At 73.7% G+C, this 23,286-nt stretch carries 25 protein-coding genes and 2 riboswitches; of the genes, 10 read left to right on the plus strand and 15 right to left on the minus strand.

What is annotated here, in order from left to right; all coding sequences use genetic code 11:
• Positions 1–167: 167 nt before the first annotated feature.
• On the minus strand, positions 168–2,534 hold the full coding sequence (purL, locus tag QRT05_RS00005; protein WP_289444078.1) for a phosphoribosylformylglycinamidine synthase subunit PurL: 2,367 nt from the start codon (positions 2,532–2,534) through the stop codon (positions 168–170).
• A gap of 279 nt (positions 2,535–2,813) precedes the next feature.
• On the opposite strand from purL, the gene QRT05_RS00010 reads away from it, so the two are divergent.
• Both QRT05_RS00010 and QRT05_RS00015 read left to right on the plus strand, forming a co-directional pair.
• Positions 2,814–3,593 (plus strand): DUF2599 domain-containing protein, encoded by a 780-nt coding sequence (locus QRT05_RS00010; RefSeq protein WP_289444079.1) that lies wholly within the window; start codon positions 2,814–2,816, stop codon positions 3,591–3,593.
• Between the two features lie 92 nt (positions 3,594–3,685).
• The gene (locus QRT05_RS00015; protein ID WP_289444080.1) at positions 3,686–3,943 is read left to right on the plus strand and encodes a LapA family protein; all 258 of its coding nucleotides are present in this window, start codon (positions 3,686–3,688) and stop codon (positions 3,941–3,943) included.
• Between the two features lie 103 nt (positions 3,944–4,046).
• Here the strand turns inward: QRT05_RS00015 and QRT05_RS00020 are convergent, their stop codons facing one another.
• Together QRT05_RS00020 and QRT05_RS00025 are read right to left on the minus strand one after the other, a co-directional pair.
• The gene (locus tag QRT05_RS00020; protein ID WP_289444081.1) at positions 4,047–6,116 is read right to left on the minus strand and encodes an acyl-CoA dehydrogenase family protein; all 2,070 of its coding nucleotides are present in this window, start codon (positions 6,114–6,116) and stop codon (positions 4,047–4,049) included.
• On the minus strand, positions 6,113–7,066 hold the full coding sequence (locus QRT05_RS00025) for a TetR/AcrR family transcriptional regulator (RefSeq protein ID WP_326522621.1): 954 nt from the start codon (positions 7,064–7,066) through the stop codon (positions 6,113–6,115). The genes QRT05_RS00020 and QRT05_RS00025 overlap by 4 nt, the downstream gene beginning before the upstream one ends.
• Before the next feature lie 95 nt (positions 7,067–7,161).
• Between QRT05_RS00025 and QRT05_RS00030 the strand changes: the two genes are divergently transcribed.
• The 3 genes from QRT05_RS00030 to QRT05_RS00040 are packed head-to-tail and all read left to right on the plus strand — an operon-like array spanning position 7,162 to position 10,728.
• Positions 7,162–8,487: an acetyl-CoA C-acetyltransferase gene (locus QRT05_RS00030; RefSeq protein ID WP_289444082.1), complete on the plus strand. Its 1,326-nt coding sequence runs from the start codon at positions 7,162–7,164 to the stop codon at positions 8,485–8,487.
• Between the two features lies 1 nt (position 8,488).
• Complete coding sequence (locus QRT05_RS00035; protein ID WP_289444083.1) at positions 8,489–9,832, plus strand: 3-oxoacyl-ACP reductase; 1,344 nt, start codon at positions 8,489–8,491, stop codon at positions 9,830–9,832.
• Positions 9,829–10,728, plus strand: coding sequence for a MaoC/PaaZ C-terminal domain-containing protein (locus QRT05_RS00040; protein WP_289444084.1), 900 nt, complete (start codon positions 9,829–9,831; stop codon positions 10,726–10,728). The genes QRT05_RS00035 and QRT05_RS00040 overlap by 4 nt, the downstream gene beginning before the upstream one ends.
• A gap of 53 nt (positions 10,729–10,781) precedes the next feature.
• On the opposite strand, the gene QRT05_RS00045 is transcribed toward QRT05_RS00040, so the two are convergent.
• Positions 10,782–11,351, minus strand: coding sequence for a GNAT family N-acetyltransferase (locus QRT05_RS00045; RefSeq protein ID WP_289444085.1), 570 nt, complete (start codon positions 11,349–11,351; stop codon positions 10,782–10,784).
• 38 nt (positions 11,352–11,389) lie between these two features.
• On the opposite strand from QRT05_RS00045, the gene QRT05_RS00050 reads away from it, so the two are divergent.
• A complete protein-coding gene (locus QRT05_RS00050) occupies positions 11,390–11,986 on the plus strand; it encodes a pentapeptide repeat-containing protein (RefSeq protein WP_289444086.1) in 597 nt (198 codons plus the stop codon).
• A gap of 24 nt (positions 11,987–12,010) precedes the next feature.
• Here the strand turns inward: QRT05_RS00050 and QRT05_RS00055 are convergent, their stop codons facing one another.
• Positions 12,011–12,670, minus strand: a complete 660-nt coding sequence (locus QRT05_RS00055) for a fasciclin domain-containing protein (RefSeq protein WP_289444087.1) — start codon at positions 12,668–12,670, stop codon at positions 12,011–12,013.
• A 134-nt stretch (positions 12,671–12,804) separates the two neighbouring features.
• Positions 12,805–14,202, minus strand: coding sequence for an aminotransferase class V-fold PLP-dependent enzyme (locus tag QRT05_RS00060; RefSeq protein ID WP_289444088.1), 1,398 nt, complete (start codon positions 14,200–14,202; stop codon positions 12,805–12,807).
• Positions 14,203–14,239: 37 nt separating this feature from the next.
• Positions 14,240–14,353: riboswitch (SAM riboswitch) on the minus strand.
• 119 nt (positions 14,354–14,472) lie between these two features.
• Positions 14,473–14,579, plus strand: a riboswitch (SAM riboswitch).
• A gap of 6 nt (positions 14,580–14,585) precedes the next feature.
• Between QRT05_RS00060 and QRT05_RS00065 the strand changes: the two genes are divergently transcribed.
• Both QRT05_RS00065 and QRT05_RS00070 read left to right on the plus strand, forming a co-directional pair.
• Positions 14,586–14,999: a rhodanese-like domain-containing protein gene (locus QRT05_RS00065; protein ID WP_289444089.1), complete on the plus strand. Its 414-nt coding sequence runs from the start codon at positions 14,586–14,588 to the stop codon at positions 14,997–14,999.
• A complete protein-coding gene (locus tag QRT05_RS00070) occupies positions 14,996–16,246 on the plus strand; it encodes an O-succinylhomoserine sulfhydrylase (protein WP_289444090.1) in 1,251 nt (416 codons plus the stop codon). The genes QRT05_RS00065 and QRT05_RS00070 overlap by 4 nt, the downstream gene beginning before the upstream one ends.
• Before the next feature lie 49 nt (positions 16,247–16,295).
• Here QRT05_RS00070 and QRT05_RS00075 read toward each other — a convergent pair whose 3' ends face one another.
• From QRT05_RS00075 to QRT05_RS00115, 9 genes are all read right to left on the minus strand, one after another.
• On the minus strand, positions 16,296–16,775 hold the full coding sequence (locus QRT05_RS00075; protein ID WP_289444091.1) for a pyridoxamine 5'-phosphate oxidase family protein: 480 nt from the start codon (positions 16,773–16,775) through the stop codon (positions 16,296–16,298).
• 78 nt (positions 16,776–16,853) lie between these two features.
• Entirely contained in the window at positions 16,854–17,579 is a 726-nt protein-coding gene (locus QRT05_RS00080) for a DUF72 domain-containing protein (protein WP_289444092.1), read from the minus strand.
• 45 nt (positions 17,580–17,624) lie between these two features.
• On the minus strand, positions 17,625–18,452 hold the full coding sequence (locus QRT05_RS00085) for a PhzF family phenazine biosynthesis protein (RefSeq protein ID WP_289444093.1): 828 nt from the start codon (positions 18,450–18,452) through the stop codon (positions 17,625–17,627).
• Positions 18,453–18,528: 76 nt separating this feature from the next.
• Complete coding sequence (locus QRT05_RS00090) at positions 18,529–19,518, minus strand: GNAT family N-acetyltransferase (protein ID WP_289444095.1); 990 nt, start codon at positions 19,516–19,518, stop codon at positions 18,529–18,531.
• Positions 19,518–20,213, minus strand: a complete 696-nt coding sequence (gene purQ, locus QRT05_RS00095) for a phosphoribosylformylglycinamidine synthase subunit PurQ (RefSeq protein WP_289444096.1) — start codon at positions 20,211–20,213, stop codon at positions 19,518–19,520. Before purQ ends, QRT05_RS00090 begins: the two co-directional genes overlap by 1 nt.
• Positions 20,210–20,476 (minus strand): phosphoribosylformylglycinamidine synthase subunit PurS, encoded by a 267-nt coding sequence (gene purS, locus QRT05_RS00100; protein WP_289444097.1) that lies wholly within the window; start codon positions 20,474–20,476, stop codon positions 20,210–20,212. The genes purQ and purS overlap by 4 nt, the downstream gene beginning before the upstream one ends.
• A gap of 116 nt (positions 20,477–20,592) precedes the next feature.
• A complete protein-coding gene (locus QRT05_RS00105; protein ID WP_289444099.1) occupies positions 20,593–20,955 on the minus strand; it encodes a hypothetical protein in 363 nt (120 codons plus the stop codon).
• A 4-nt stretch (positions 20,956–20,959) separates the two neighbouring features.
• Entirely contained in the window at positions 20,960–21,883 is a 924-nt protein-coding gene (locus QRT05_RS00110) for a phosphoribosylaminoimidazolesuccinocarboxamide synthase (protein ID WP_289444100.1), read from the minus strand.
• A 27-nt stretch (positions 21,884–21,910) separates the two neighbouring features.
• The gene (locus QRT05_RS00115; RefSeq protein ID WP_289444101.1) at positions 21,911–22,318 is read right to left on the minus strand and encodes a hypothetical protein; all 408 of its coding nucleotides are present in this window, start codon (positions 22,316–22,318) and stop codon (positions 21,911–21,913) included.
• A 61-nt stretch (positions 22,319–22,379) separates the two neighbouring features.
• On the opposite strand from QRT05_RS00115, the gene QRT05_RS00120 reads away from it, so the two are divergent.
• Positions 22,380–22,877, plus strand: a complete 498-nt coding sequence (locus QRT05_RS00120) for an AAA family ATPase (protein WP_289444103.1) — start codon at positions 22,380–22,382, stop codon at positions 22,875–22,877.
• 61 nt (positions 22,878–22,938) lie between these two features.
• Positions 22,939–23,277: a YnfA family protein gene (locus QRT05_RS00125; protein ID WP_289444104.1), complete on the plus strand. Its 339-nt coding sequence runs from the start codon at positions 22,939–22,941 to the stop codon at positions 23,275–23,277.
• Positions 23,278–23,286 lie beyond the last annotated feature (9 nt).

Consider the following 23,286-nt stretch of genomic DNA (forward strand, 5'->3'; position numbering starts at 1 on the left):
GGGCGGAGCCGGCCGCCCGGCCGCCGCGAGGCGGGTCGGCTGCGCGCGCCGACCGCGGGTCGCACGCACCGACTGCGGGCGGCGCGCAACCCGCCGTCGCGGCGCACGACCCGCGGTCGGGCGAAAAGGGCGGCCGCGCGTGCCGGGCGCGCGCAGGCCGCGCCGGATCAGCCGAAGTAGTGCGGGAGCGTCGCCTCGTGCACCTCGCGCGCCTCGGAGAGCGGCAGCGTGAACAGGCCGGCCACCTCGACGGCGGGGCCGTGGTCGTGGTCGGGGTCGTCGACGGGGGCGCCAGCGCCCGGGGTGCAGGACTCGGCCGTCTCGCCGATCCGCAGCGCGGGGACGCCGCGGGCGGTGCACAGGTCCAGCAGGCGCACCTCCTCGGAGCGCGGCACGGCGACCAGCACGCGAGCGGTCGACTCCGAGAACAGCGCCTCGAAGGGCGTGAGCCCGTCGCGCGCGCACAGCTCGTCGAGCGAGACCTGCACACCGACGCCGTAGCGCAGCGACGACTCGATGAGCGCCTGCACCAGGCCGCCTTCCGAGAGGTCGTGCGCCGCGTCGACCAGGTGGTCGCGGCTCGCGTTCTGGAGCACGAGCGCCAACCGTCGCTCGGCGGCCAGGTCGACGACGGGCGGCACGCCGCCCAGGTGGTCGTGCACCACGTCGGCCCACACGGAGCCGTCGAGCTCCGGGCGCGTGGTTCCGAGCAGGTAGACGGCCTGGCCCGGCGTGGTCCAGCCCGACGAGGTCGCGTCGGCGACGTCGTCCAGGACGCCCAGCACGCCGACGACCGGAGTCGGGTGGATGGCCGAGTCGATGAGGCCCGGCTCGCCCGTCCCGTTGTAGAGCGAGACGTTGCCGCCCGTGACGGGGACCTCGAGCTCCTGGCACGCGTCGGCCAGGCCGCGGATCGCCTCGACGAGCTGCCACATCGAGTCCGGGTGCTCGGGGCTGCCGAAGTTGAGGCAGTCCGTCACGGCCAGCGGGCGGGCGCCGGTGGTCGCGACGTTGCGGTAGGCCTCGGCGAGCGCCAGCTGCGCGCCCGTGTAGGGGTCGAGCTTCGCGTAGCGCCCGCTCGCGTCGGTGGCGAGCGCGACGCCGAGCCCGGTGCTCTCGTCGACCCGGATGACTCCCGAGTCGTCGGGCTGCGCGAGCGCGGTGTTGCCTTGGACGAACCGGTCGTACTGGCTGGTGACCCATGCCTTCGAGGCGAGGTTGGGCGAGGCGAGCAGCTCGAGCACCGTGCCGCGGATCTCCGCAGGCGACGAGGGCCGGGCCAGCTGCGCGGCGGTGTCGGCGTTGAGCCCGTCCTGCCACGCCGGCCGCGCGTACGGGCGGTCGTAGACCGGGCCTTCGTGCGCGACCGTCTTGGGGTCCACGTCGACGATGCGCTCGCCGTGGTGGTCGATGGTGAGGCGACCGGTGCCGGTGACCTCGCCGATGACGGCCGTCTCGACGTCCCACTTGCCCGTGATGGCCAGGAACGCGTCGAGCTGGTCCGGGCGGACGACGGCCATCATCCGCTCCTGCGACTCCGACATGAGGATCTCGCCGGCGGTCAGCGTGGGGTCGCGCAGCAGCACGTGCTCGAGGTCGACGTGCATGCCGCCGTCACCGTTGGAGGCCAGCTCGCTCGTCGCGCAGCTGATGCCCGCGGCGCCCAGGTCCTGGATGCCCTCGACCACGCGGGCGGCGTAGAGCTCGAGGCAGCACTCGATGAGCACCTTCTCCATGAACGGGTCCCCCACCTGCACCGACGGGCGCTTGGAGGGCTTGGTGTCGTCAAAGGTCTCCGACGCGAGGATCGAGGCACCGCCGATGCCGTCGCCACCCGTGCGGGCGCCGAACAGCACGACCTTGTTGCCCGCGCCCGACGCGTTGGCCAGGTGGATGTCCTCGTGCCGCAGCACCCCGAGGCACAGGGCGTTGACCAGCGGGTTGCCCTGGTACGAGGCGTCGAAGACGAGCTCGCCGCCGATGTTGGGCAGGCCGAGCGAGTTGCCGTAGCCACCGACCCCCGCCACCACGCCGTGCACCACGCGAGCCGTGTCGGGGTGGTCGACCGCACCGAAGCGCAGCTGGTCCATGACGGCGACCGGGCGCGCGCCCATCGAGATGATGTCGCGCACGATGCCGCCGACGCCCGTCGCGGCGCCCTGGTAGGGCTCCACGTACGACGGGTGGTTGTGCGACTCGACCTTGAACGTGACCGCCCAGCCGTCGCCGATGTCGACCACGCCGGCGTTCTCCCCGATGCCGACGAGCAGGTGCTCCTTCATGGCGTCGGTGGTCTTGTCGCCGAACTGGCGCAGGTGGTTCTTGCTCGACTTGTACGAGCAGTGCTCCGACCACATCACCGAGTACATGGCGAGCTCGGCGGCGGTAGGGCGGCGACCGAGGATGTCCCGGATCCGCTGGTACTCGTCGGGCTTGAGGCCCAGCTCGGCGAACGGCTGCGCGAGCTCGGGCGTGGCCGCCGCGTTCTCGACGGTGTCACTCGTGTGGGCAGGACGCGCAGGTGCGGTGGTCATCGATTCCCTCGGTGGTGGCCACGGGTCGCGGTCGGTGCCGCGCGGCGAACGAGGCAAGGATACCGGCGCGGGGTGCGCCTCCGATCTCGGCCTCGTCACCGCGGACAGCCGCCCGACGACCGCGACTCGACGCAGCTGCCCCCACCGATCACGCGCATCGGGCCACCACGCCCCGACGAGGTCCGATACCGTCGCGGTCATGCGCATGCTCGGGACGGACGCCGTGCTGCCCGTCCTGCCGATGAGCGGCCCGCCGGGATCGACCGCTCCCCCGCGCACATGATCGCCCGGCCTCCCCGGGCGGTCGCCCTCCTGGGCGCGGTCACGTGCGCCGCGCTCCTCGCGGCGTGCACCTCGTCCTCGGCCGACCCGACGCCGATGGCGCCCAGCAGCGCCACGACGACAACCACGACCACGTCGAAGCCGCCCACGGCAACCCCCGCCCCGGACGCACCGCCCTCCGCGGCGGCCGTCCGCGGGGGCCTGGCGCTGCGCGCGGACGGGGCCCGCGCATGGGTCCTCGCGGCTGACGGCGTGCAGGTCACCAAGCACCGGGCCGACGACGGCTCCATCCGGCTCACCTTCCGCGACAGCCGCACCGCCGCTGACGCCCCACTCGCCTACGTCACCGGTGCGGACCCGGAGACGTTCGGGGACGGCACCGCCCTGGTGGGTCGCGGCGGGCTGACGCCGTCCCACGGCCGGCTGTCCGACGACGGCGCCGACGTGCTCGCCCTCACGGCGCGAGGCGGCGAGGGCACGACGACCCTCTGGTTCGCCGGCAGCACGGTCGCCCACACCTCGTGGGGGAACCGCGAGGGTGGCGAGTCGCTGGCCGTGACGCCGACCGCCTGGGCACGCAACGGCGGGCTTGCCGCCCAGCGGCTGACCTGGGACCAGCTGGTCGCGGCCGAGCCGGACGCCGACTCGCAGACCATGCACGACCAGCTCACCTGCCACGAGCTGGGCGCGCCCGACAAGGCGACCTGGAACCTCGAGCCCTGGCGGCCGCAGGTGGACGGCCTCGCAATGATCGCGGCGCGCTGCAACCCCACCTGACCCGATGCGCCCGGGACAGGACCGGGCCAGGATGGGCACGACGGGACGGCCGGGCGGGGACGCCGACGGCGACCGGCGACCGGGAGGTCCGCATGTCCAGCCAGAGCCCCGCCCCGCGTCCCGGCGGCACGCCGCCCGAGAAGAAGCCCGTTCCCTGGCGGCTGTACGTCGGCATCGTCGTGGTGGTGCTCGCGGTCGTGATCGTCCTGCAGAACACCAAGCCGGCGACCTTCAAGGTGTTCGCCTGGGAGTTCGTCACCCCGACGTGGGTGATGCTCAGCATCGCGCTCGCGCTCGGCTTCGTCATGGGCTGGCTGCTGCACTACCGGCGCCGGGCGAGGCGGAGGTAGCGCGCGCGACGACCCCGGGACCGCGCTCGTCGAGCAGGGTCCCGGGGTCGTGGCGGGGGCGTCCGTCCGCACGGCCGGGTGGGTGCCGGCCCTGCGCTGCGCGTCAGCGGATGTGCTTCTCGGGCAACGGCGCCTGTCCGGAAGCGCGCTGCGCGCGGTAGTGCGCGCGTGCCTCGTCCTGCCGCTCCTGCTCGGCCCCGGACGCGATGGGCGCACGCAGGTGCTCGGGTCCGTAGCCGAACGCGTCGACCAGGTCCTGCGCGTGCGGGCGCAGCCGGGCGAGCAACCGGTCGATGTAGGACGTGACCGTGCGCGCGCGGCCGGCCGACAGCCGGCCGTTGATGAGGTACCAGGCCAGGTGCCGCTCGATGAGCTGCAGGCCGAACAGATCACGCACCCAGGTGAGCACCTGCTTGGTGGCCGGGTCGCTGACCTGGGCCAGCCCCCGCGTGAACGCCTCCCACTGCACGCGCTCGGCGTGCGCGCGGGCCGCCTCGATGAGCTCGTGCTGGTGCGCGTTGAACAGCGCGGCGGCCTCGGCGGGCGCCATCTTCTGCGCGGGACGCAGCGAGTTGGCCAGGTCCGCCACCATCGACTCGACCCGGTCGGTGAGCAGCTCGCGCTGGGCGGCCTCGTCGCGCAGCTGCCCCACCGAGCGCCGCGCGTCCCCCGCGTCGGACAGCGTCTGGACCGCGCGGATGAGCGGGGTGCGGTGCAGCGCCGCACCCGCGGCACGGCCGGCCACGAGGCGCGCCACGTCGCCCGCGCCGGCGCCCTTGAGCGAGCGCGCGTACTCGGTGAGCAGCCGCTTGGCCACCAGCTGGTAGAGCACGGTGTTGTCGCCCTCGAACGTCACGTAGACGTCCATGTCCTGGTGCAGGCCGACGAGACGGTTCTCCGCCAGGTAGCCCGCGCCGCCGCACGCCTCGCGGGCAGCCTGAATGGTGTTCATCGCGTGCCAGGTCGAGGTCGGCTTCAGGGTCGCGGCCAGCGTCTCGAGGTCCTCGCGGCCCTCGGGGGTGTCGCCCCGGCCCGAGAAGACGGCGTCGAACGCGGCGAGCAGCTCCTCGTGCGCGAACGTCGACGCGTAGGTCTCGGCGATCAGCGGCAGCAGGCGGCGCTGGTGCTGGCCGTAGTCCATGAGGACCACCTCGTCGGAGCCCGCACCTGCGAACTGGCGGCGCTGGTTCGCGTAGGTGACGGCGATCGACAGCGCGAGCTTGCTCGCGTTGGCGGCCGCGCCGTCGAGCGACACGCGGCCCTGCACCAGGGTGCCCAGCATCGTGAAGAAGCGGCGGCCCGGGCTCGCGATCGGCGAGCTGTAGGTGCCGTCCTCGGCCACGTCGCCGTACCGGTTCAGCAGGCTGGAGCGCGGCACCCGCACCTGGTCGAAGTGCAGGCGGCCGTTGTCGACGCCGTTCAGGCCTCCCTTGAGGCCGTCGTCCTCGCCCCCGACGCCCGGCATCCAGGCGCCCGACGCGTCACGGACCGGCACGTAGAAGGCGTGCACGCCGTGGTTGACCGCGGGCTCCTCCGGGCCGGCCGTGACGAGCTGCGCGAAGACGACCGCCGCGGTCGCGTGCTGGGCGGCGTTGCCGAGGTAGTCCTTCCACGCGGCGCGGAACGGCGTGTGGATGACGAACTCCTGCGTCGCCGGGTCGTACGTCGCCGTGGTGCCGATCGACGCGACGTCCGAGCCGTGCCCCGTCTCGGTCATCGCGAACGCGCCGGGCACGTCGACCGACATCGCGGCCGGGAGGAACCGGTCGTGGTGGTCGGCCGTGCCCAGGTGCAGGATCGCGGACGCGAACAGCCCCCACTGGACGCCGGCCTTGATCTGCAGCGACGGGTCGGCGACGACCAGCTCCTCGAACCGCGACAGCGAGCCGCCGTGGTCGTCGGCCCCGCCCAGGCGCGACGGGAACGCGCGCAGCACGTCGTGGTGCGCGGCCAGCTCGCGCAGCTGGTGCAGCACGCGCTCGCGGTGCTCGGGCACCGGCTGGCCCTCGATCTTCTGGAACTCGGGGCGGCCCGCCACCTCGCGCGCTTGGCGACGCAGGTCCGCGTACGGACCGAGCAGCTGGTCGGCGAGCGCGGCGACGTCGATGCGGACGTCGCGGGCGTCGTCGACCGGCGCCTCCAGCGTGGTGGGCCGGTCGGTGATGGCGGTCATCGGATCTCCCTGGTGGTGCTGGTGTGCTCGTCGTCGAACGGGTGGGTGCCGTGATGGTCGGACTGGTTGCCGGGCTGCTGCTGGTCGGCACGGGTGCGCTCGCGGGCGAGCAGGCCGACGGGGCCCGCCCACAGCCACGCGGCCACCTGCGCCGTGATGTCCTCCCGGTCCGGGCTGCCGGGCTCGTCGCGGTGGGCCAGCCACCACTCGCCGGCCCCGCGGACGAACCCGACGGCGCCCGCGGCCCAGGACTCGGCCAGCGCGATGCGGGCGGACGTGGTGTCGTCGGGCGACGCCTCCGGGCGGCGCGCGTAGCGGCGGCCGTCGCCGGCCTCCTCGGTGAGCCCGCGGGCGAAGGGCGCGGCGACGAGCGCGGTCACCGAGTCGAGGAAGTGGCCGAGCGGCCCGCCCGACTCCACGGACCCGTTGCGCGTCACGAACGCGTACACGTGCGGCGACGACTCGATCATCTCGAGGTAGACGGCCACCATCGCGCGCAGGCCGTCGCGCGGCGTCGGCGCCACACGCAGCACGCCCTCCAGGGCACCCTGGATCTGCAGCACCACGGCCTCGGCGACGGCGATCTGGAGCCCCGTCTTGTCGGCGAAGTACCGGTAGACGATCGACTTCGAGGTCCCGGCCGCGGTCGCGATCTCCTCCATGGAGACGTCCGGACCGCGGTGGTGGACCGTGCGCCGGGCGATCCGGACCAGCTCGGCGCGACGCGCCTCGCGGTGGTCCGCCCATCGCGTCGAGCGGCCGTCGGACGCGAACACGTCGTCGGCCGGACGCCGGGAAGCGGGGGCTGGCGCGCCAGCCGGCGCACCGGTCGCCCCCGCCGGCACGCGGCGCGGAGCGCGACCAGCGGCGGGAGGGGCGTCGCCGCTCAGCAGCGTCAGGCCGCTCGGGTTGGGGGTGCTCGCCTTCGAGCTCGGTGTGATCGGACTCACGAGACCGAAGGTATCAGGTACTGTTGGTTGCGGAAACACCAGGGACGGAAGTCCCACGACGAACGCCATCACCGACGATGCGAGAGGGACGCCCCATGGCAGCCTCGAAGACCGCAGGACCCGCCACGTCACCGCGCGCGCTGGTGCTGGGCGGCAACCGGATCCCGTTCGCCCGTGCCGGCGGCGCGTACGCCCACGCGAGCAACCAGGACATGCTGACCGCCGCGCTGGACGGGCTCGTCGCGCGGTACGGCCTGCAGGGCGAGCGGATCGGCGAGGTCGCGGCGGGCGCCGTGCTCAAGCACAGCCGCGACTTCAACCTCACGCGCGAGACCGTGCTCGGCTCCGCGCTGTCCGCCGAGACGCCGGCGTACGACCTGCAGCAGGCCTGCGCGACGGGCCTCGAGACGGTGGTGTCGCTGTCCAACAAGATCCGGCTGGGCCAGATCGACTCCGCGGTCGCGGGCGGCGTCGACACCACCTCCGACGCACCCATCGCGGTGAGCGACCGGTTGCGCCGCGCACTGCTGGACCTGTCGCGCGCGCGCTCGGTGGGTCAGAAGGTGGCGGCCGCGGCGAAGATCCGGCCCAAGGACCTCGCGCCGTCCACGCCCCGCACGTCCGAGCCGCGCACGGGCCTGTCGATGGGCGAGCACCAGGCCCTGACCACGGCCCAGTGGGGCATCACGCGCGAGGCCCAGGACGAGATCGCCCTCGCCTCCCACCAGCGGCTGGCCGCCGCGTGGGAGCAGGGCTTCTTCGACGACCTGGTCACGCCGTACCGCGGCCAGTCGCGCGACGGCAACCTGCGGGCCGACACCTCGCTCGAGAAGCTGGCGGCCCTCAAGCCCACCTTCGGGCTCGGGCTGGACACCCCCGCGACGATGACGGCCGGGAACTCCACGCCCCTGACCGACGGCGCCTCCACCGTGCTGCTCGGCAACGAGGAGTGGGCGGCCGCCCACGGGCTCACCCCCCTGGCCGTGGTGGTCGACGCGGAGGCGGCGGCGGTCGACTTCGTGCACGGCGTGGACGGGCTGCTCATGGCGCCCGCGTTCGCCGTACCCCGCCTGCTGGCCCGCAACGGGCTGACGCTCGCCGACCTCGACTACGTGGAGATCCACGAGGCGTTCGCCTCCACCGTGCTGACCACGCTGGCCGCGTGGGAGTCCGAGGAGTTCGGCCGCGAGCGGCTCGGCCTCGACGGCGCGTTCGGCACGGTGGACCGCGCGCGGCTCAACGTGCACGGCTCGTCGCTGGCCGCGGGCCACCCGTTCGCCGCGACGGGGGGTCGCATCGTGGCGACCATCAGCAAGGAGCTGCACCGACGACGCGCGGCCGAGGGCCGGCCCGTGCGGGCGCTCGTGTCCGTGTGCGCGGCCGGCGGGCTGGGCCTGACGGCGATCCTCGAGGCGGTCTGACGTGAGCGACACCTACCTGAACCTGGTCAACAGCGGCTTCACCAAGAAGGTCGCCAAGCAGCTGGGGCTGCCGCAGCCCGCACCCCTGCGCCGGTACCGGCCCGGGCAGCCGTTGCTCGAGGGCGCGGTGCTCGTCGTCGGCCGCGGCACGGACGCGGACGCCGTCGCGGCCCTGCTCTCCGGCCCGTGGGACCTCGAGGTGCACCGCAATCCCGAGCCCGACGTGCGCTACGCGGCGGTCGTGCTGGCGCTGACGCAGGTCGAGCACCCCACCGACCTCACCGCTCCCGTGCTCGCCGCCGCCGGGGTCCTCAAGTCGCTCACCAAGGGCGCGCGCGTGGTCACGCTGTCGCGCTCGTCGGTGCCCGACGACGCGCCGGCCGTCGCCGCCGCTCGTCAGGGCGTGGACGGCCTGCTGCGGTCGCTGGCCAAGGAGCTGCGCGGAGGCTCGACGGGCAACGGCATCGTGCTCGAGGCCGGCGTCGGCGTCGAGGCGCCGTCCGTGGTCGGGGCACTGCGGTTCTTCCTGTCCACGCGCTCGGCATTCGTCGACGGCCAGCTCCTGACGGTGTCGAGCGAGGCCGGCTCGCTGCCCGGCTCCTGGGAGCGCCCGCTCGAGGGTCGGGTCGCGGTCGTGACCGGCGCCGCGCGTGGCATCGGCGCGTCGATCGCGGACACCCTGGCCCGCGACGGCGCCACGGTCGTCGCGGTCGACATGCCCGCCGCGGGCGAGCACATGACCGCCGTCGCCAACCGCGTGCGCGGGACGGCCCTGCAGCTCGACGTCACGGCGCCCGACGCGGGCGAGCGCATCCTCGAGCACGCGCTCGCGCGGCACGGTCGCCTGGACATCGTGATCCACAACGCGGGCATCACGCGGGACAAGCTGCTCGCCAACATGACGCCCGAGAAGTGGGACCCGGTGCTCGCGGTGAACATCACCGCGCAGCTGCGCATCAACGAAGCGCTGCTGACCTCGGGCGACTTCACCGACGCCCCGCGCATCGTCTCGCTCGCGTCTACGTCGGGCATCGCGGGCAACCGTGGGCAGACCAACTACGCGGCCTCCAAGGGCGGCGTGATCGGCATGGTGCGCGCCACGGCTCCGCTGCTCGAGGCGTTCGGGGGGACTGCCAACGCCGTCGCGCCCGGCTTCATCGAGACCGACATGACCGCACGCATCCCCGCCGTGACGCGGCAGGTGGCACGGCGCCTCAACTCGCTGCAGCAGGGCGGCCAGCCGGTGGACGTCGCCGAGACGGTCGCGTTCCTCGCGTCGCCCGCCGCCGGCGGCGTCGTCGGGAGGGTGCTGCGGGTGTGCGGGCAGAACATGGTGGGCCAGTGACCGACCGGCTCGTCGAGCTGGGCGGCGTCCCGGCCCTCGGCTCCGTGTACGCGCGCACCGTCCTGTCCTCCGGCAGGCTGGGGGTGCAGCGCCGCCTGGGGCGTGCACCGGCACCGGCAGCAGGCGGGGGCGCGGTGCTCCACGTCGGTGGGGTGCGGGTCGATGCCACGCGCCTGACCGACTACCAGCACCTCGTCGGCGAGCCCGCGAGCGACGTGCTGCCGGCCGGGTTCGTGCACGCGATCACGTTCCCCGTCGCGATGGCGCTCATGTCGTCGGCCGACTTCCCGCTCCCGCCGCTCGGCATGGTCCACCTGTCCAACCACGTGACCCAGTCGCGCGGCGTCCGCGTCGGCGACGAGCTCGACGTGCGCGCGTGGGCCCGCGACGTCCGGCCGCACCGCTCGGGCACCCAGGTGGATCTCGTCGCGCAGGTGCGCGTCGACGGCGACGTCGTGTGGACCGGGGTCTCGACCTACCTGGCCAAGGGTGTGACCGCGCGAGAGCAGCCGGGCGGCGCCACCGACGACGAGCGCGAGCCGTTCGTCGCGCCCGTGCCCACCGGGCGCTGGCAGCTCGCTGCGAACACCGGCCGCCGCTACGCCGCCGTCTCGGGCGACCGCAACCCGATCCACCTCTCCGCGCTCGCCGCCAAGGCCTTCGGCTTCCCTCGCGCGATCGCGCACGGCATGTACACCGCGGCGCGCGCGCTCGCCGACGTCGGCGCGGCCCGCGGAGAGGCGTACGTGTGGACCGTCGAGTTCGCCAAGCCCGTGCTGCTGCCCAGCAGCCCGTCCGTCCGGGTCGCCCCGGACGGCGACGGGTTCGCGTACACCGCCTGGCGGCCGGGCTCGAGCGGCCCGCACCTGACGGGCCGGGTCGACCCGCTGCGGTGACGCGCGCTTCACCTCGTGACGGCTCGGGCGCATGGCTCACCCCCGAGCGCCGCTCAGCCGAGCCGAGCCTCGAGGCCCGCCCGGACCGCGGGCCACTCCGGGGCGAGGATCGAGAAGTACGCCGTGTCCCCGCGCGATCCGTCGGGGCGGACGCGGTGGCTGCGCAGCACGCCTTCGGGCACGCCGCCCATCCGCTGGATCGCCGCCAGCGAGCGGGTGTTCTCCGTGTCGGCGCGCAGGGCCACGCGCGCGCAGCCCCAGGCGTCGAACGCGTGCGAGAGCAGCAGCAGCTTCGTGGCCGGGTTCGTCGTGCCGCCCCACCAGTCGCGCCCGTAGTACGTGTGACCGATCTCGACCCGCGCGAGCTCCGGCGCCCAGTCGTAGAAGGAGGTGCTCCCCCGCACCTCACCGGTGGCGGCACCCAGCACGGCGAACGCCAGCCTGGCCGGCGTCTGCTGCGCCGCGATGATGGTGGCGGCCATCTCGTCGGTGGTCGTGGGCGTCGGCGACGTCATGCCGCGCCACAGGGCGTCGTCCACCAGCGCGACGAGGGCGGGCGCGTGCTCCACGCCGAGCGGAACCAACCGGACGCCGTTGCCCTCCAGGACCAGGTCGTGCTGCATCGAGCGATCGTGGCACGGACTCTGGCAGGGTGTGCCCCGTGACCAGCATCAGCCTCGAGCCGGGAGCGGACCTCGACGGGCTGGATGTGGCGGGCGCCGTGCTCGACGGCCAGGACGGCTCCTCCGCGCGCGTGCTGGAGTGCATGTTCACCGGCTGCTCGCTGGACGGCGTCCGGCTCGAGCACGCACGCATCATCGACACCACGATCGCCGACTCACGCGCAGGCGCGCTCCACGCGGCCTCCGCGACCTGGCAGGACTGCGCATGGTCCGACGTGCGGTTCGGCGCCGTCCAGGCGTTTGCGTCCACCTGGACCCGCGTGCGCGTGACGGGCGGGAAGATCGACTACCTCAACCTGCGCGACTCACGCCTGGACGACGTCACGTTCGCCGGCGTGGTGATCGACGAGCTCGACCTCGCGCGCGTGCGGGCCTCGCGGCTGCGCTTCGAGGACTGCCAGGTGCGGCGGCTGGTGCTCGGCGGGGCCACCCTGAAGGACGCCGACCTGCGCGGCATCGACGCCCTGCGCGAGATCGAGGGCATCGACGGGCTGGCCGGGGCCACGATCAGCCCCGGCCAGCTCGTCGACCTGGCGCCCGCTCTGGCCAACCACGCGGGCCTGCGGGTGCGATGAGGCCGCGCTGAGTCGGGAGGAGGCTCAGAGGTCCACGGGCCGCAGCACGAACGTGATCGCGTGCGCGATCTGCTTGTTGCCCTTGTTGATGTCGAGCTTGCACGGGATCAGGAACGGGTTGACGTCGTTGCGGTCCTTGTCGATCAGCCGCACCAGGCCGAACCGCTTCGAGAGCACGTCGACCTTGATGGTGCCGCCCTGGGCCGTGGTGAGGACCGCGTTGTCGGAGGCCAGGGCCGTCTTGGAGTCGATCGTCGCGCCCGGCACCACGTGGTAGAGCAGCACCTGCTCGATCGCGTCGACGCCCACCGCGCCGGCCAGCGCGGTCAGCACGCGCTGCTCCGAGGAGTACCAGCGGTGCGTGAGGTCGTGCGCCAGCAGCTGGAAGGCGCGGTCGGTCGGGATGAAGGCCGTGAGCGGCACGGTCCCGTCCGCCAGCACCGCGACCGGGCTGTCCGGCTTGGCGGCGAGCACCGCGCCCACGGCCTGGTCCAGGATGTCGAAGTCGTACCAGTTGCGGTCGAACGTGTTGCCGTCCGAGGCCAGCACGGCGGCGAGGCTCGTCGTGCCGGTCGGGGCGGAGGCGGTGCGGGCGGTGGCGGACGCGCCGGGCGCGAACGCGACCACCGCGCCCGTGGCGAGTGAGGCGGCTGCGAGGGCGGAGACGAAGCGACGGATCGACATGGCGAGCTCCCAGGGACGTCGGACGCGGGCGACGCCTGGCGCCGCACCGCGCGGGCGCCGGTCGGCGCCCTCATCCCCCACTTCCGTCCCCGCACCCGGTCCGGATGCACCCGAAGCGGATCTTTTCGGGCGCGTCAGTCGTCGAGCGCGGGTCCGCACGCCGCGGCGGCGGTGGCCGCGAGGTGGTCCAGGCCGTGCACCGCGAGCAGGGGCCGCGTGTCGTCCACCACGGCCCAGCAGCCGTCCACGATCTCGTACGACGAGCGCGCGCCCGTCCCGAGGTAGTCGCGCAGGGCGCCCACCAGCCGGTCCACGGCCTCGCTCGTGGTCCCGACGCCCACGGACGCGCGGATCGCACCCCCGGTCGCCCCGAGGTGCGCGAGGAGCGGGTGGGCGCAGAAGCGGCCGTCACGTACACCGATGCCGTGCTCCGCGGCGAGGTACGCCGCGACGAGGCCCGGGTCGTGGTCGGGCACGGTGAACGTGATCACGCCGACCGGCTCGTCCGAGTCGGGCCAGATGCGGGCCACCTGGACGCCCTCGATCGACGACAGGCCGGCGACCAGGCGGTCGCGCAGCGCCTTCTCGTGCGCGTGCAGGGCTCCCGCCGGGAGCGCCGCGAGCTGCTCGCAGGCCTCCGCGAGGGCGATCGCGCCGATCACGTTGGGCGAGCCGGCCTCGTGGCGGGCCGGCGCGGGCTGCCAGATGGTCCGGTCGGTCCGCACGTCGCGCACCGCACCTCCCCCTGCGAGGTACGGCGTGCCGACGTCGAGCCAGTCGCGGCGGCCGACGAGCGCGCCGGCACCGAACGGCGCGTACGTCTTGTGCCCCGAGAACACGACGTAGTCCGCCCCGGTCTCGGCGAGCGAGAAGCCGCGGTGCGGCACCAGCTGCGCACCGTCGACCACGACGCGCGCCCCCTCGGCGTGCGCGATCTCGATGACGCGGTCGAGCGGCAGCGACTCGCCCGTCACGTTGGAGGCGCCCGTCACGGTGACCAGCGCGTAGTGCTGGCGTGCGAGCTCGTCGGCCAGCGACCGGAGCGTCTCGGCGACCGTGCGCGCGATGGGCAGGATGGTCGTGGAGCGCTCCTGCCCCGGGCGGGAATGCACCCAGGGCAGCAGGTTCGCGTGGTGCTCGACGTCCAGCACCAGCACGCGACCGCCGGCCGGCACCACGCCCGCGAGCAGGTTGAGGGAGTCGGTGGTGTTCCGCGTGATGATCGCGACGTCGTCGGCCCGGGCGCCGACGAAGCGCGCGATGCTCTGCCGCGACGACTCGTACAGAGCGGTGGACACCTGGGAGAGGTAGCCGGCACCGCGGTGGACGGACGCGTACAGCGGCAGCACCTCGGAGACGCGGGCCGCCACGGCCTCGAGAGCCGGCGCGCTGGCCGCGTAGTCCAGGTTCGCGTAGACCACCTGCGAGCCGTCCACCAGGGGCACGGTGGTGCTCCCGCCGACGACGGGGATCAGCGGGCTGATCAGGTCCTCGACGCCCGCACAGGACGTCCGCTCAGCGATCGCAGTCATGGTGCACCTCCGGATCGAGGGAGCACCGCCCATGGGTGTCCCGCGCTTGCCGGGCACCAACTGGTGCCGGCCTGGTCGTCACCCGGGGCACCCCGCCGCGGAGGAGGGTTGCCGGCCAGCGAGCCGGGGCTTGACGCTGGCGCTCATGACCTGACCATGAGGGTTCCGAAGAAGCGCCCTCGCTGTCAACGGCACGACGGGCGCATCTCGCATGACGGGACGCGGTGTTCACAACGTGGAAGGCATCGGCTTCGACGCGCTAGCATCGCCGAACCATCCAGAGCGGCCGAGAGATCTGGCTCGACGACGCCGCAGCAACCCCTACGGGATCAGTGCTCACGCCCGGAGCAGGGTGCTACCGCCAGGACCGATGGAGGAGAGCAATGCCCTACGCAGGCGACCTGACCCCGCAGCAGGCCTGGGACCTGCTGACGACCGACGAGAGCGCGCTGCTCGTCGACGTCCGCACCGACGGCGAGTGGCGCACCATCGGCGTTCCCGACGCCTCCGAGCTCGGCGGCCGCGCCGCGTTCGTCGAGTGGGTGACGCCGGCCGGGCCCAACCCCGACTTCCTGGCCGACCTCGCGCGGGCGGGCCTCACGCCGGGCGAGGAGCGACCGGTCGTGTTCCTCTGCCGGTCCGGCGTCCGGTCCGTGGCAGCCGCGCAGGCCGCCACGGCCGCCGGGTTCGGACCGTCGTACAACGTGCTGCAGGGCTTCGAGGGCGACGTCGGTCTCGACGGCCAGCGCGGGCACTCCGGCTGGCGCGCCGACGGCCTGCCCTGGCGCGAGCTGTGAGCCGGGTCCCCGGACCGGCCGACTGGGACGCACGCCGCGTCGAGCGATCCGGGCTGCGGCCCGACACGCTCGCCGTGCGCGGTGGCCTGGTGCGCACCGAGTTCGACGAGATGTCCGAGGCGCTCTTCCTCACGCAGGGCTACGTCTACGGGTCCGCGGGCCAGGCCGAGGCGGCGTTCGCCGGCGACGTCGACCGCTTCCTGTACTCGCGCTACAACAACCCCACCGTGCAGACCTTCGAGGAGCGGCTCCGCCTGCTCGACGGGGCCGAGGCGGCCGTCTCGACCTCGACGGGGATGTCCGCCGTCTTCACGTCGCTGGCCGCCGTGGTCAAGCAGGGCTCCCGCATCGTCGCGGCGCGCGCGCTGTTCGGCTCGAGCGTGGTCATCTTCGACGAGCTCCTGGCCGGCTGGGGCGTGACCACGGAGTACGTCGACGGCCATGAGCTCGGGCAGTGGGAGGCCGCGCTCTCCACCCCGGCCGACGTGGTGTTCTTCGAGACGCCGTCCAACCCGATGCAGGACCTGGTCGACATCGCCGCCGTCTCGGCGCTCGCCCGCGCGGCGGGGGCGCTCGTGATCGTCGACAACGTCTTCGCGACCCCGGTGCTGTCGCGCCCCCTCGAGCTGGGCGCGGACATCGTCGTCTACTCGGCGACCAAGCACATCGACGGGCAGGGACGCGTGCTGGGCGGCGCCATCCTCGGCCCGGCGGACTACATCCACGGTCCGGTGCAGACCTTCGTGCGCAACACCGGCCCGTCGCTCGCGCCCTTCAACGCGTGGGTGCTGCTCAAGGGGCTCGAGACCCTGTCCCTGCGGGTCCGCCACCAGGCATCCTCCGCGCTGCGGCTGGCCCAGTGGCTCGAGGCGCGCGACGAGGTCGCGCGCGTGCGGTACTCCTACCTGCCGTCGCACCCGCAGCACGAGCTGGCGCTGCGCCAGCAGTCGGGCGGCGGCACGGTCGTGACGTTCGACCTGCGGGTGCCCGCCGACGCGACGCCCGAGGTGGCGAAGAAGACCACGTTCGCGTTCCTGGACGCGCTGCGGGTCATCGACATCTCGAACAACCTGGGCGACGCGAAGTCGATCGTGACGCACCCGGCCACGACCACGCACCGCAAGCTCGGTCCTGAGGGCCGCGCCGCGGTCGGGATCGCCGAGTCCACCGTGCGGTTCTCGGTGGGCCTCGAGGACGTCGACGACCTGATCGACGACCTCACGCAGGCCTTCACCACGCTGGCGTAGCCTCCGCGTCGAGCGCTCCCGGCAGGGGCGCTCGACGCGGAGCGTGCGCTCAGAGCGAGACGGTCTCGTTCTCCCCGCCGTCGTAGCGCTCGCCCGTGACCTTCGCCTTGATCAGGCTCAGGACGGTCGCGACCCGGCCGCCCGCCGAGTCCCAGTACTCGGCGGTCTCGCCGTGCAGCACGACGAGCACCAGACCGGGCGTCTCCGGCCCGTCCGGGTACCAGGCCTCGGCGACCGGTCCCCACAGCTCGCGCTGCTTGGCGACGTCGCGGACCACCTCCGCGGGGCCGGACACCGAGAGCCACGACGACGAGCTGACGAACGCCGCGTTGGCGGGGCTGCCGTGCTCGATCTCGGCGACCTTGTGCGAGTCGGCGTCGGCGAAGAACCACAGGTCGCCGTCGAAGTCGACGTCCTGGACGCCCATGGGCCGGCTGACCAGCGCGCCCGCCGCGTCGATGGTGGTGAGCATCGCGATCTTGGAGCCCTTGATGAGCTCGGCGACCTTGGTGATCTCGGGCTGGGGCATGCGACCTCCTCGTCCGGCGGTCCCGCGCAGGACCAGGACGGCCACGCTAGGTCGAGGCGGTGGTCGCCGCATCTCGGGTCAGCCCAGGAACGCGCGCAGCGTCCGGGCGTTGCGGACCGCGTTCCCCTCGCCGTCGTTGTTGAAGTAGGCCAGCACGTCCCGGCCGTCGCCGGCCCACTCGCGGATCCGGTCCGCCCACCAGTGCAGGTCGTCGTCGGAGTACGAGCCGCCGTACAGGTGCTCGTGGTCGGGGCCGTGCAGGCGGACGTACACGAACCCTGCGGTGGCGCGCAGCACGCACGGGAGGCCGGCGCCGCTCATCACCACGTAGGCCGCTCCGCGACGCTCCAGCAGGTGGAACACCGCGTCGTCGTTCCACGAGGGGTGCCTCAGCTCGACGGCCACGCGCACCCAGTCCGGCAGCGACCCGAGGAACCAGTCGAGCCGCGCGTCGTCGCGCTCGTGGTCGGGTCGCAGCTGGACCAGCAGCACCTCGCGCCGCGGTCCCAGCTCGTGCCACGCGGCCGCCATCCGTGCCGACCACACCTCCGGCTCCAGCAGCCGCTTCGCGTGCGTGAGGCCGCGCGCCGCCTTCACGGACATGGTGAAGCCCTCCGGCAGCCGCTGCCGCCATCCCGCGAAGGTCGTGTCGCGCGGCCACCGGTAGAAGCTCGCGTTGAGCTCGACGGTGTCGAACTCGCGCACGTAGTGCTCGAGCCGGTCACGCGGCGGCGTGCCGTGCGGGTAGAGGACGCCGTCCCAGTGGTCGTACGACCAGCCGGACGTCCCGATGCGGATCGTCATGCGGCCATGGTCACCGCCAGACCTCCGTCCGGCACGCGGGAGGTCCTACATCTCCTCGGCGGCTCCCGTGACGCGGATGCGCCCCTGGTCGGGCACGTCCACGACGATGGCCGACGGGCGGCCCACCTCGGAGCCCTGGTCGACGCTGATCACCACAGGCGCCTCCACGTGGCCGCCGGCGCGGAGGTAGGCACCGAGCCCGGCGGCCGCGGAGCCCGTCGCCGGGTCCTCGCGGATCCCGCCCCGAGGGAACGGGTTGCGCGAGGCGAACCGCGTCGGCGACAACCGCTCGACGACCGGCACCGTGCCGTCCCAGCCCTGCGAGTCCTGCAGCCGTAGCACCGCGTCGTCGTCGTGGTCGAGCCGCGGCAGGACGCCCGGCCGCACCACGAGCAGCGGGTGCAGGTTGCCGCCGTGCACGAGAGCCGGGGGCAACGCGGGATCGAGGTCGGCCTTCTCGAGGCGCACGGCCCGCAGGAGGGCATCAAGGAGGGCATCGTCGAGCGGCTCCACCTCGGTCTCGACGGCCGTCAGGGTCGCTCGGTCCGGCGTCACGTCGACGGGCACGAGGCCGGCGTTGGTCGTCAGGCGGACGGTCGGCCCGGCGGCCCGTCGTCGTGCGAGCGCCACGCCCGACGCGATCGTCGCGTGCCCGCAGAAGGCGATCTCCGCACGAGGGGTGAAGTACCGCACCCGCGCGGCGTCGTGCTGGATCTCGGTGAGGAACGCCGTCTCGCTGAACCCGAGCTCGGCCGCGATGGCGACCATCTCCGCCTCGTCGAGGCCCTCGGCGTCCAGCACGACCCCCGCGGGGTTGCCGGACGCGGGGTCGGGGTGGGCCGTGGTGAACGCTCGGTAGCGCAGGATCTCCATGCGCCCATCGTCCCGGCCGCCTGGCCGCCTGGCGATGGCCACCCGCGCGGCAGTGGCCTCGGGCGACCGGGGGTCGTCAGCGCGCGAGCGGCTTGCCGAAGCAGAGGGAGTGCAGGTCCGACTCGTAGGGCCCGAAGGGAGCGATCGGCCGCCACCCGGTCGCGAGGTACAGCCTGATGGCTTCGGGCTGGCGGATGCCGGTCTGCAGCACCAGGTCGGTGAAACCGAGCGACCGGGCCTTCTCGTCGACCGCGGCCAGCAGCGCGCGCGCCACGCCGGCGCCGCGCGCGTCGGCCTCGATGTAGAGCTTCTTCAGCTCGGCCGATCCAGCGGGGTACCCGTCACGCGGCGCGCGCAGGCTCACGCAGCCGACGGGCCGCCCGTCGACGCGCGCCACCCAGGTGCCGAGGTCACCGACCCCCTGCGCCTCGTCGTCCGCCCAGAAGCCCCCGACGTCCGCGATCATCGCGGCCAGCTCGGGGTAGGTGGGCGCGTTGAACTGGGTGTACATCCGGTGCCGCAGGTACGAGGCGTCGGGATCGGTCCACGGGACCCGGTCGAGCGTCACGACCACCCCGGGCCGCGCGGGGCCACGGACTCCGGGCACCGCGCGCAGGTCCTTGGCGAAGCAGCGGGAGTCGAGAACACCCACGTACTCGCCGTAGTTCTCCGTGGGCACGTACCCCGCCGAGAGGTACAGCCCGATCGCCTCCGGCTGGCGCGGCCCGGTCTCGAGCACCAGGCGGTCGTACCCGCGCTCGGCGGCGATCCGCTCGAGCTCCACCAGGACCGCGCGCGAGTGACCCCGGCCGCGATGGTCGGGGAGCACGAACATGCGCTTGAGCTCGGCGGTGGCCGCCCCGAGATCCGGCGCGTCCCGCAGCGCGCCGCACGCCACGGCCTCACCCGACGACGAACGCAGCAGCACCATCGCGACGATCTGCTCGCCGGTCATCGCGTGACCGATGTCGTCGTCGCCGTAGCGCTCGCGCAGCTCGGCCTGCTGGGCGACGCGCAGGCGCGCGGCGGCGGGGTCGTCCCACGCGACGAGGTCGAGCACCGGCATCAGCCGACGAGCGAGTGCAGCACCGACGTGAAGAAGCCGAGCCCGTCCGTCCCGGTGCGAGGGCCGTCGGCACCGTCCGGGCCGAAGCCGGCCTCGACCGCGTGCTCGGGGTGCGGCATGAGCCCCACCACGTTGCCCGCGGCGTTGGAGATGCCCGCGATGTTGCGGCGCGAACCGTTCGGGTTCCAGCCCACGTAGCGGAACACGACCCGGCCCTCGCCCTCGAGCTCGTCGAGCGTGGCCTCGTCGGCGACGTACTGGCCGTCCTGGTTCTTCAGGGGCACGGTGATGTGCTGGCCGGCGCTGTAGTCACGCGTCCACGCGGTGTCGGCGTTCTCCACGGACAGCACCTGCTCGCGGCACACGAAGTGCAGGTGGTCGTTCTTGATCATGGAGCCGGGCAGCAGGTGCGCCTCGGTCAGCACCTGGAAGCCGTTGCAGATGCCCAGCACGGGCAGCCCCTTGCCGGCGGCCTCGACGATCTCGCCCATGACGGGCGCGAACCGGCTGATCGCGCCCGCTCGCAGGTAGTCCCCGTAGGAGAAGCCGCCGGGCAGCACGACGGCATCGACGCCGTGCAGGTCGGCGTCGGCGTGCCACAGCGAGACCGGCTCGGCGCCCGCGAGACGCACCGCGCGCGCGGCGTCCCGGTCGTCGAGCGTTCCCGGGAAGGTGACGACTCCGACGCGGGTCACAGCGCGGCGCCCTGCTCGACGTCCTCGTAGACCGCGACCACGTCCTCGATGACGGGGTTCGAGAGCACCTGCTCACCGGCGGCGCGCGCCGCGGCGAGGATCTCGTCGGTCACCGGTCCGTCCACCTCGAGCTCGAACCGCTTGCCCTGCCGGACCGACGCGAACTGACCGAAGCCGAGTCGCGGGAGGGCGCCGGCCACGGCCTTGCCCTGCGGGTCGAGGATCTCGGGCTTCGGCATCACGTCGACGACAACTCGTCCCACGGGGGTGCTCCTGGCTTCACGCGGCGATGGGGGTTCGACCGGGAGTCTACCGACGGCGCTCCCGGCACCGGACCACGGCCCGACCCGTGGACCGGCGCGGTCGCCGTCGTCGAGGCTCAGTCCTCCGACATGCCGCGGTACGGGCGGAAGTGGCCGACGTGATCGGCCTCGGCGTCCGCGCCGAAGTAGCGGACGCGACTGCTGGCTCGCCCTCCGAAGGCCTGGAGCACGGCGACGGGGTACGTGAGGGCGATGGCCACGACCACGAGCCGCACTGGCAACGAGAGGACGACCGCCATGGCCACGCCGAGCGGAGCCGCGATCACCAGGCTCCACGCCGCCTCGGCCCACGGATAGGCGCGGCTGTCCAGGTCGTCGCGGAGCCAACCGTCGTAGCGCGCAGCGGGACGGCGGCCGAACACTCGATAGGCGGCGACGACCCCGAGGGGAGGCCGCTCGGTGCGCAGGTCCTGAGCCATGACGTCAGATCACCAGCGCCGTGCCGGTCAGCCGCTCGTACGCCTCGAGGTAGCGGGCACGCGTGCGGTCGACGACGTCGTCGGGCAGCTGCGGCGGGGTGCTGTCCGACGCCCGGTCCCAGCCGGAAGCGGGCGAGGTCAGCCAGTCGCGCACGAACTGCTTGTCGAAGCTGGGCTGCGCGCGGCCCGGCTGCCAGCCGTCGGCGGGCCAGAACCGCGACGAGTCCGGGGTGAGCACCTCGTCGCCGAGGGTCACCGCGCCGGTGACCGGGTCGGTGCCGAACTCGAGCTTGGTGTCCGCCAGGATCACGCCGCGCTCGCGCGCGATCGCCTCGGCGCGCGCGTAGACGGCCAGCGTAAGCGACCGCAGCGTCTCGGCCGACTCGGCCCCGACGCTGTCGACCACCGCCGAGAAGGGCACGTTCTCGTCGTGCTCCCCCAGCTCGGCCTTCGTCGCCGGCGTGAAGATCGCCTCCGGCAGCCGGGACCCGTCGACGAGCCCGTCGGGCAGCTCGATGCCGGTCACCGAGCCGGAGACGCGGTACTCCGCGAGGCCGGAGCCGGTGAGGTAGCCGCGCACGACGCACTCGACGGGGAACATGTCCAGCCGCCGGCACACCATCGCGCGGCCCGCGACGGCCTCAGGGACGTCCGTCGAGACCACGTGGTTGGGCACGAGGTCGGCCAGCTGCTCGAACCACCACAGGCTCAGCTGCGTCAGGACGACGCCCTTGTCGGGGATGCCGGGGCTGAGCACGTGGTCGTAGGCGGAGACGCGGTCGCTCGCGACGACGAGGACGACGTCGCCGTGCTCGTCGGTCACGGCACGGCCCGCCGGGGACTCGTCGGGCACGTACAGGTCGCGAACCTTGCCCGAGTAGGTGTGGGTCCAACCGGGCAGCACCGCGGAGGTGGTCGTGGAAGTCACGCGCCTAGTGTGCCGTCCCGCACGACCTCAGACGAGGTCGTCTCCCCCCTCGAGCCCGTCCGGGATCGGCAGGCCGACGAGCCGGACCAGACGCTCCACGGTCTCCTCGACGAACGTGTCCACCGGCTCGTCGACGTGGTCCTCGGCCAGCAGCCGGCGCACGTGCTTCGCCTCGACGTCGATCGCGCCCACGAGCAGTGCCCATTCCGCGAAGGCCTCGGCCTCCGCGGCCAGGTCCACGGGCTCGCTCTCTGCCGGGTCGTCGAAGAAGTCGCGCGGCTGGAAGCCGAGGTAGAACCGGCCCCGACCCTCCGGGGTGGGCCGGTAGTCGACGGTCGCGATGTCACCGTCCTGCACGTCAATCCGCAGGCTGGGCTCGTCGGCGGCGTCGCCACCCCACACGCCGCCGCCGTACACGAAGGTCCCGTTGCTCATGCCCTGATCCTGCCGCACCGGCAGCGTGCACGTCCTCGGCCGGCCTGCCAGAGTCACCGGCGTGACCACCACACCCCTGCTCGTCGTGCTGGGCGGCCTGCCCGGCACGGGCAAGACGACCCTCGCGCGCGCCCTCGCCACCCGGCTGGGCGCCTCGCACGTGCGCATCGACACGATCGAGCAGGCGCTGCTGCGCTCGTCCCTCGGGATCGACCGTGTCGCCGAGGCGGGGTACGCCGTCGGCATGGCGGTGGCCGCCGACGACCTGCGGGTCGGTCGGTCGGTCGTCGCGGACGCCGTGAACGCGGTCGACGAGGCGCGCGCGGGCTGGCGAGCGCTCGGGGGCCGCACCGTCGAGGCCTGGCTGACGTGCTCGGACGCGGTCGAGCACCGCCGGCGGGTCGAGCACCGCGTCGCCGACATCCCGGGGCACCGGCAGCCCACGTGGGACGAGGTCGTCGCGACCGCGGTCGACCCATGGCCGGGTGCGACCGTCGTGGAGACCGCGGGTCGGCCCGCGTCCGCGGTGCTCGACCTGGTCCTGGCCCTCTGCCGATGACCACGCCGTCCTACGCTCAGGCACCCAGCGCCCGCACTCGTCGCCGACGGAGCCAGCACCCATGACCGTGACCCGCTCGATCCTGCTGTTCGTCGCCGCCGCGATCCTCGAGATCGGCGGGGCGTGGTTCGTCTGGCAGGGCGTGCGCGAGCACCGCGGCTGGGCGTGGATCGGCGCCGGGGTCGTCGCGCTCGGGCTCTACGGGTTCATGGCCACGCTGCAGCCGGACGCGAGCTTCGGCCGGATCCTGGCCGCGTACGGCGGGGTGTTCGTCGCCGGCTCGCTCGCGTGGGGCATGGCGGTGGACGGATTCAAGCCCGACCGCTGGGACATCGCCGGTGCGCTGATCTGCCTGGCCGGCGTCGCGGTGATCATGTACGCACCGCGCGGTGCCGAGTAGCGGCGGGCC

This window comes from Cellulomonas edaphi, from assembly GCF_030362815.1.
Lineage (GTDB): Bacteria > Actinomycetota > Actinomycetes > Actinomycetales > Cellulomonadaceae > Cellulomonas > Cellulomonas edaphi.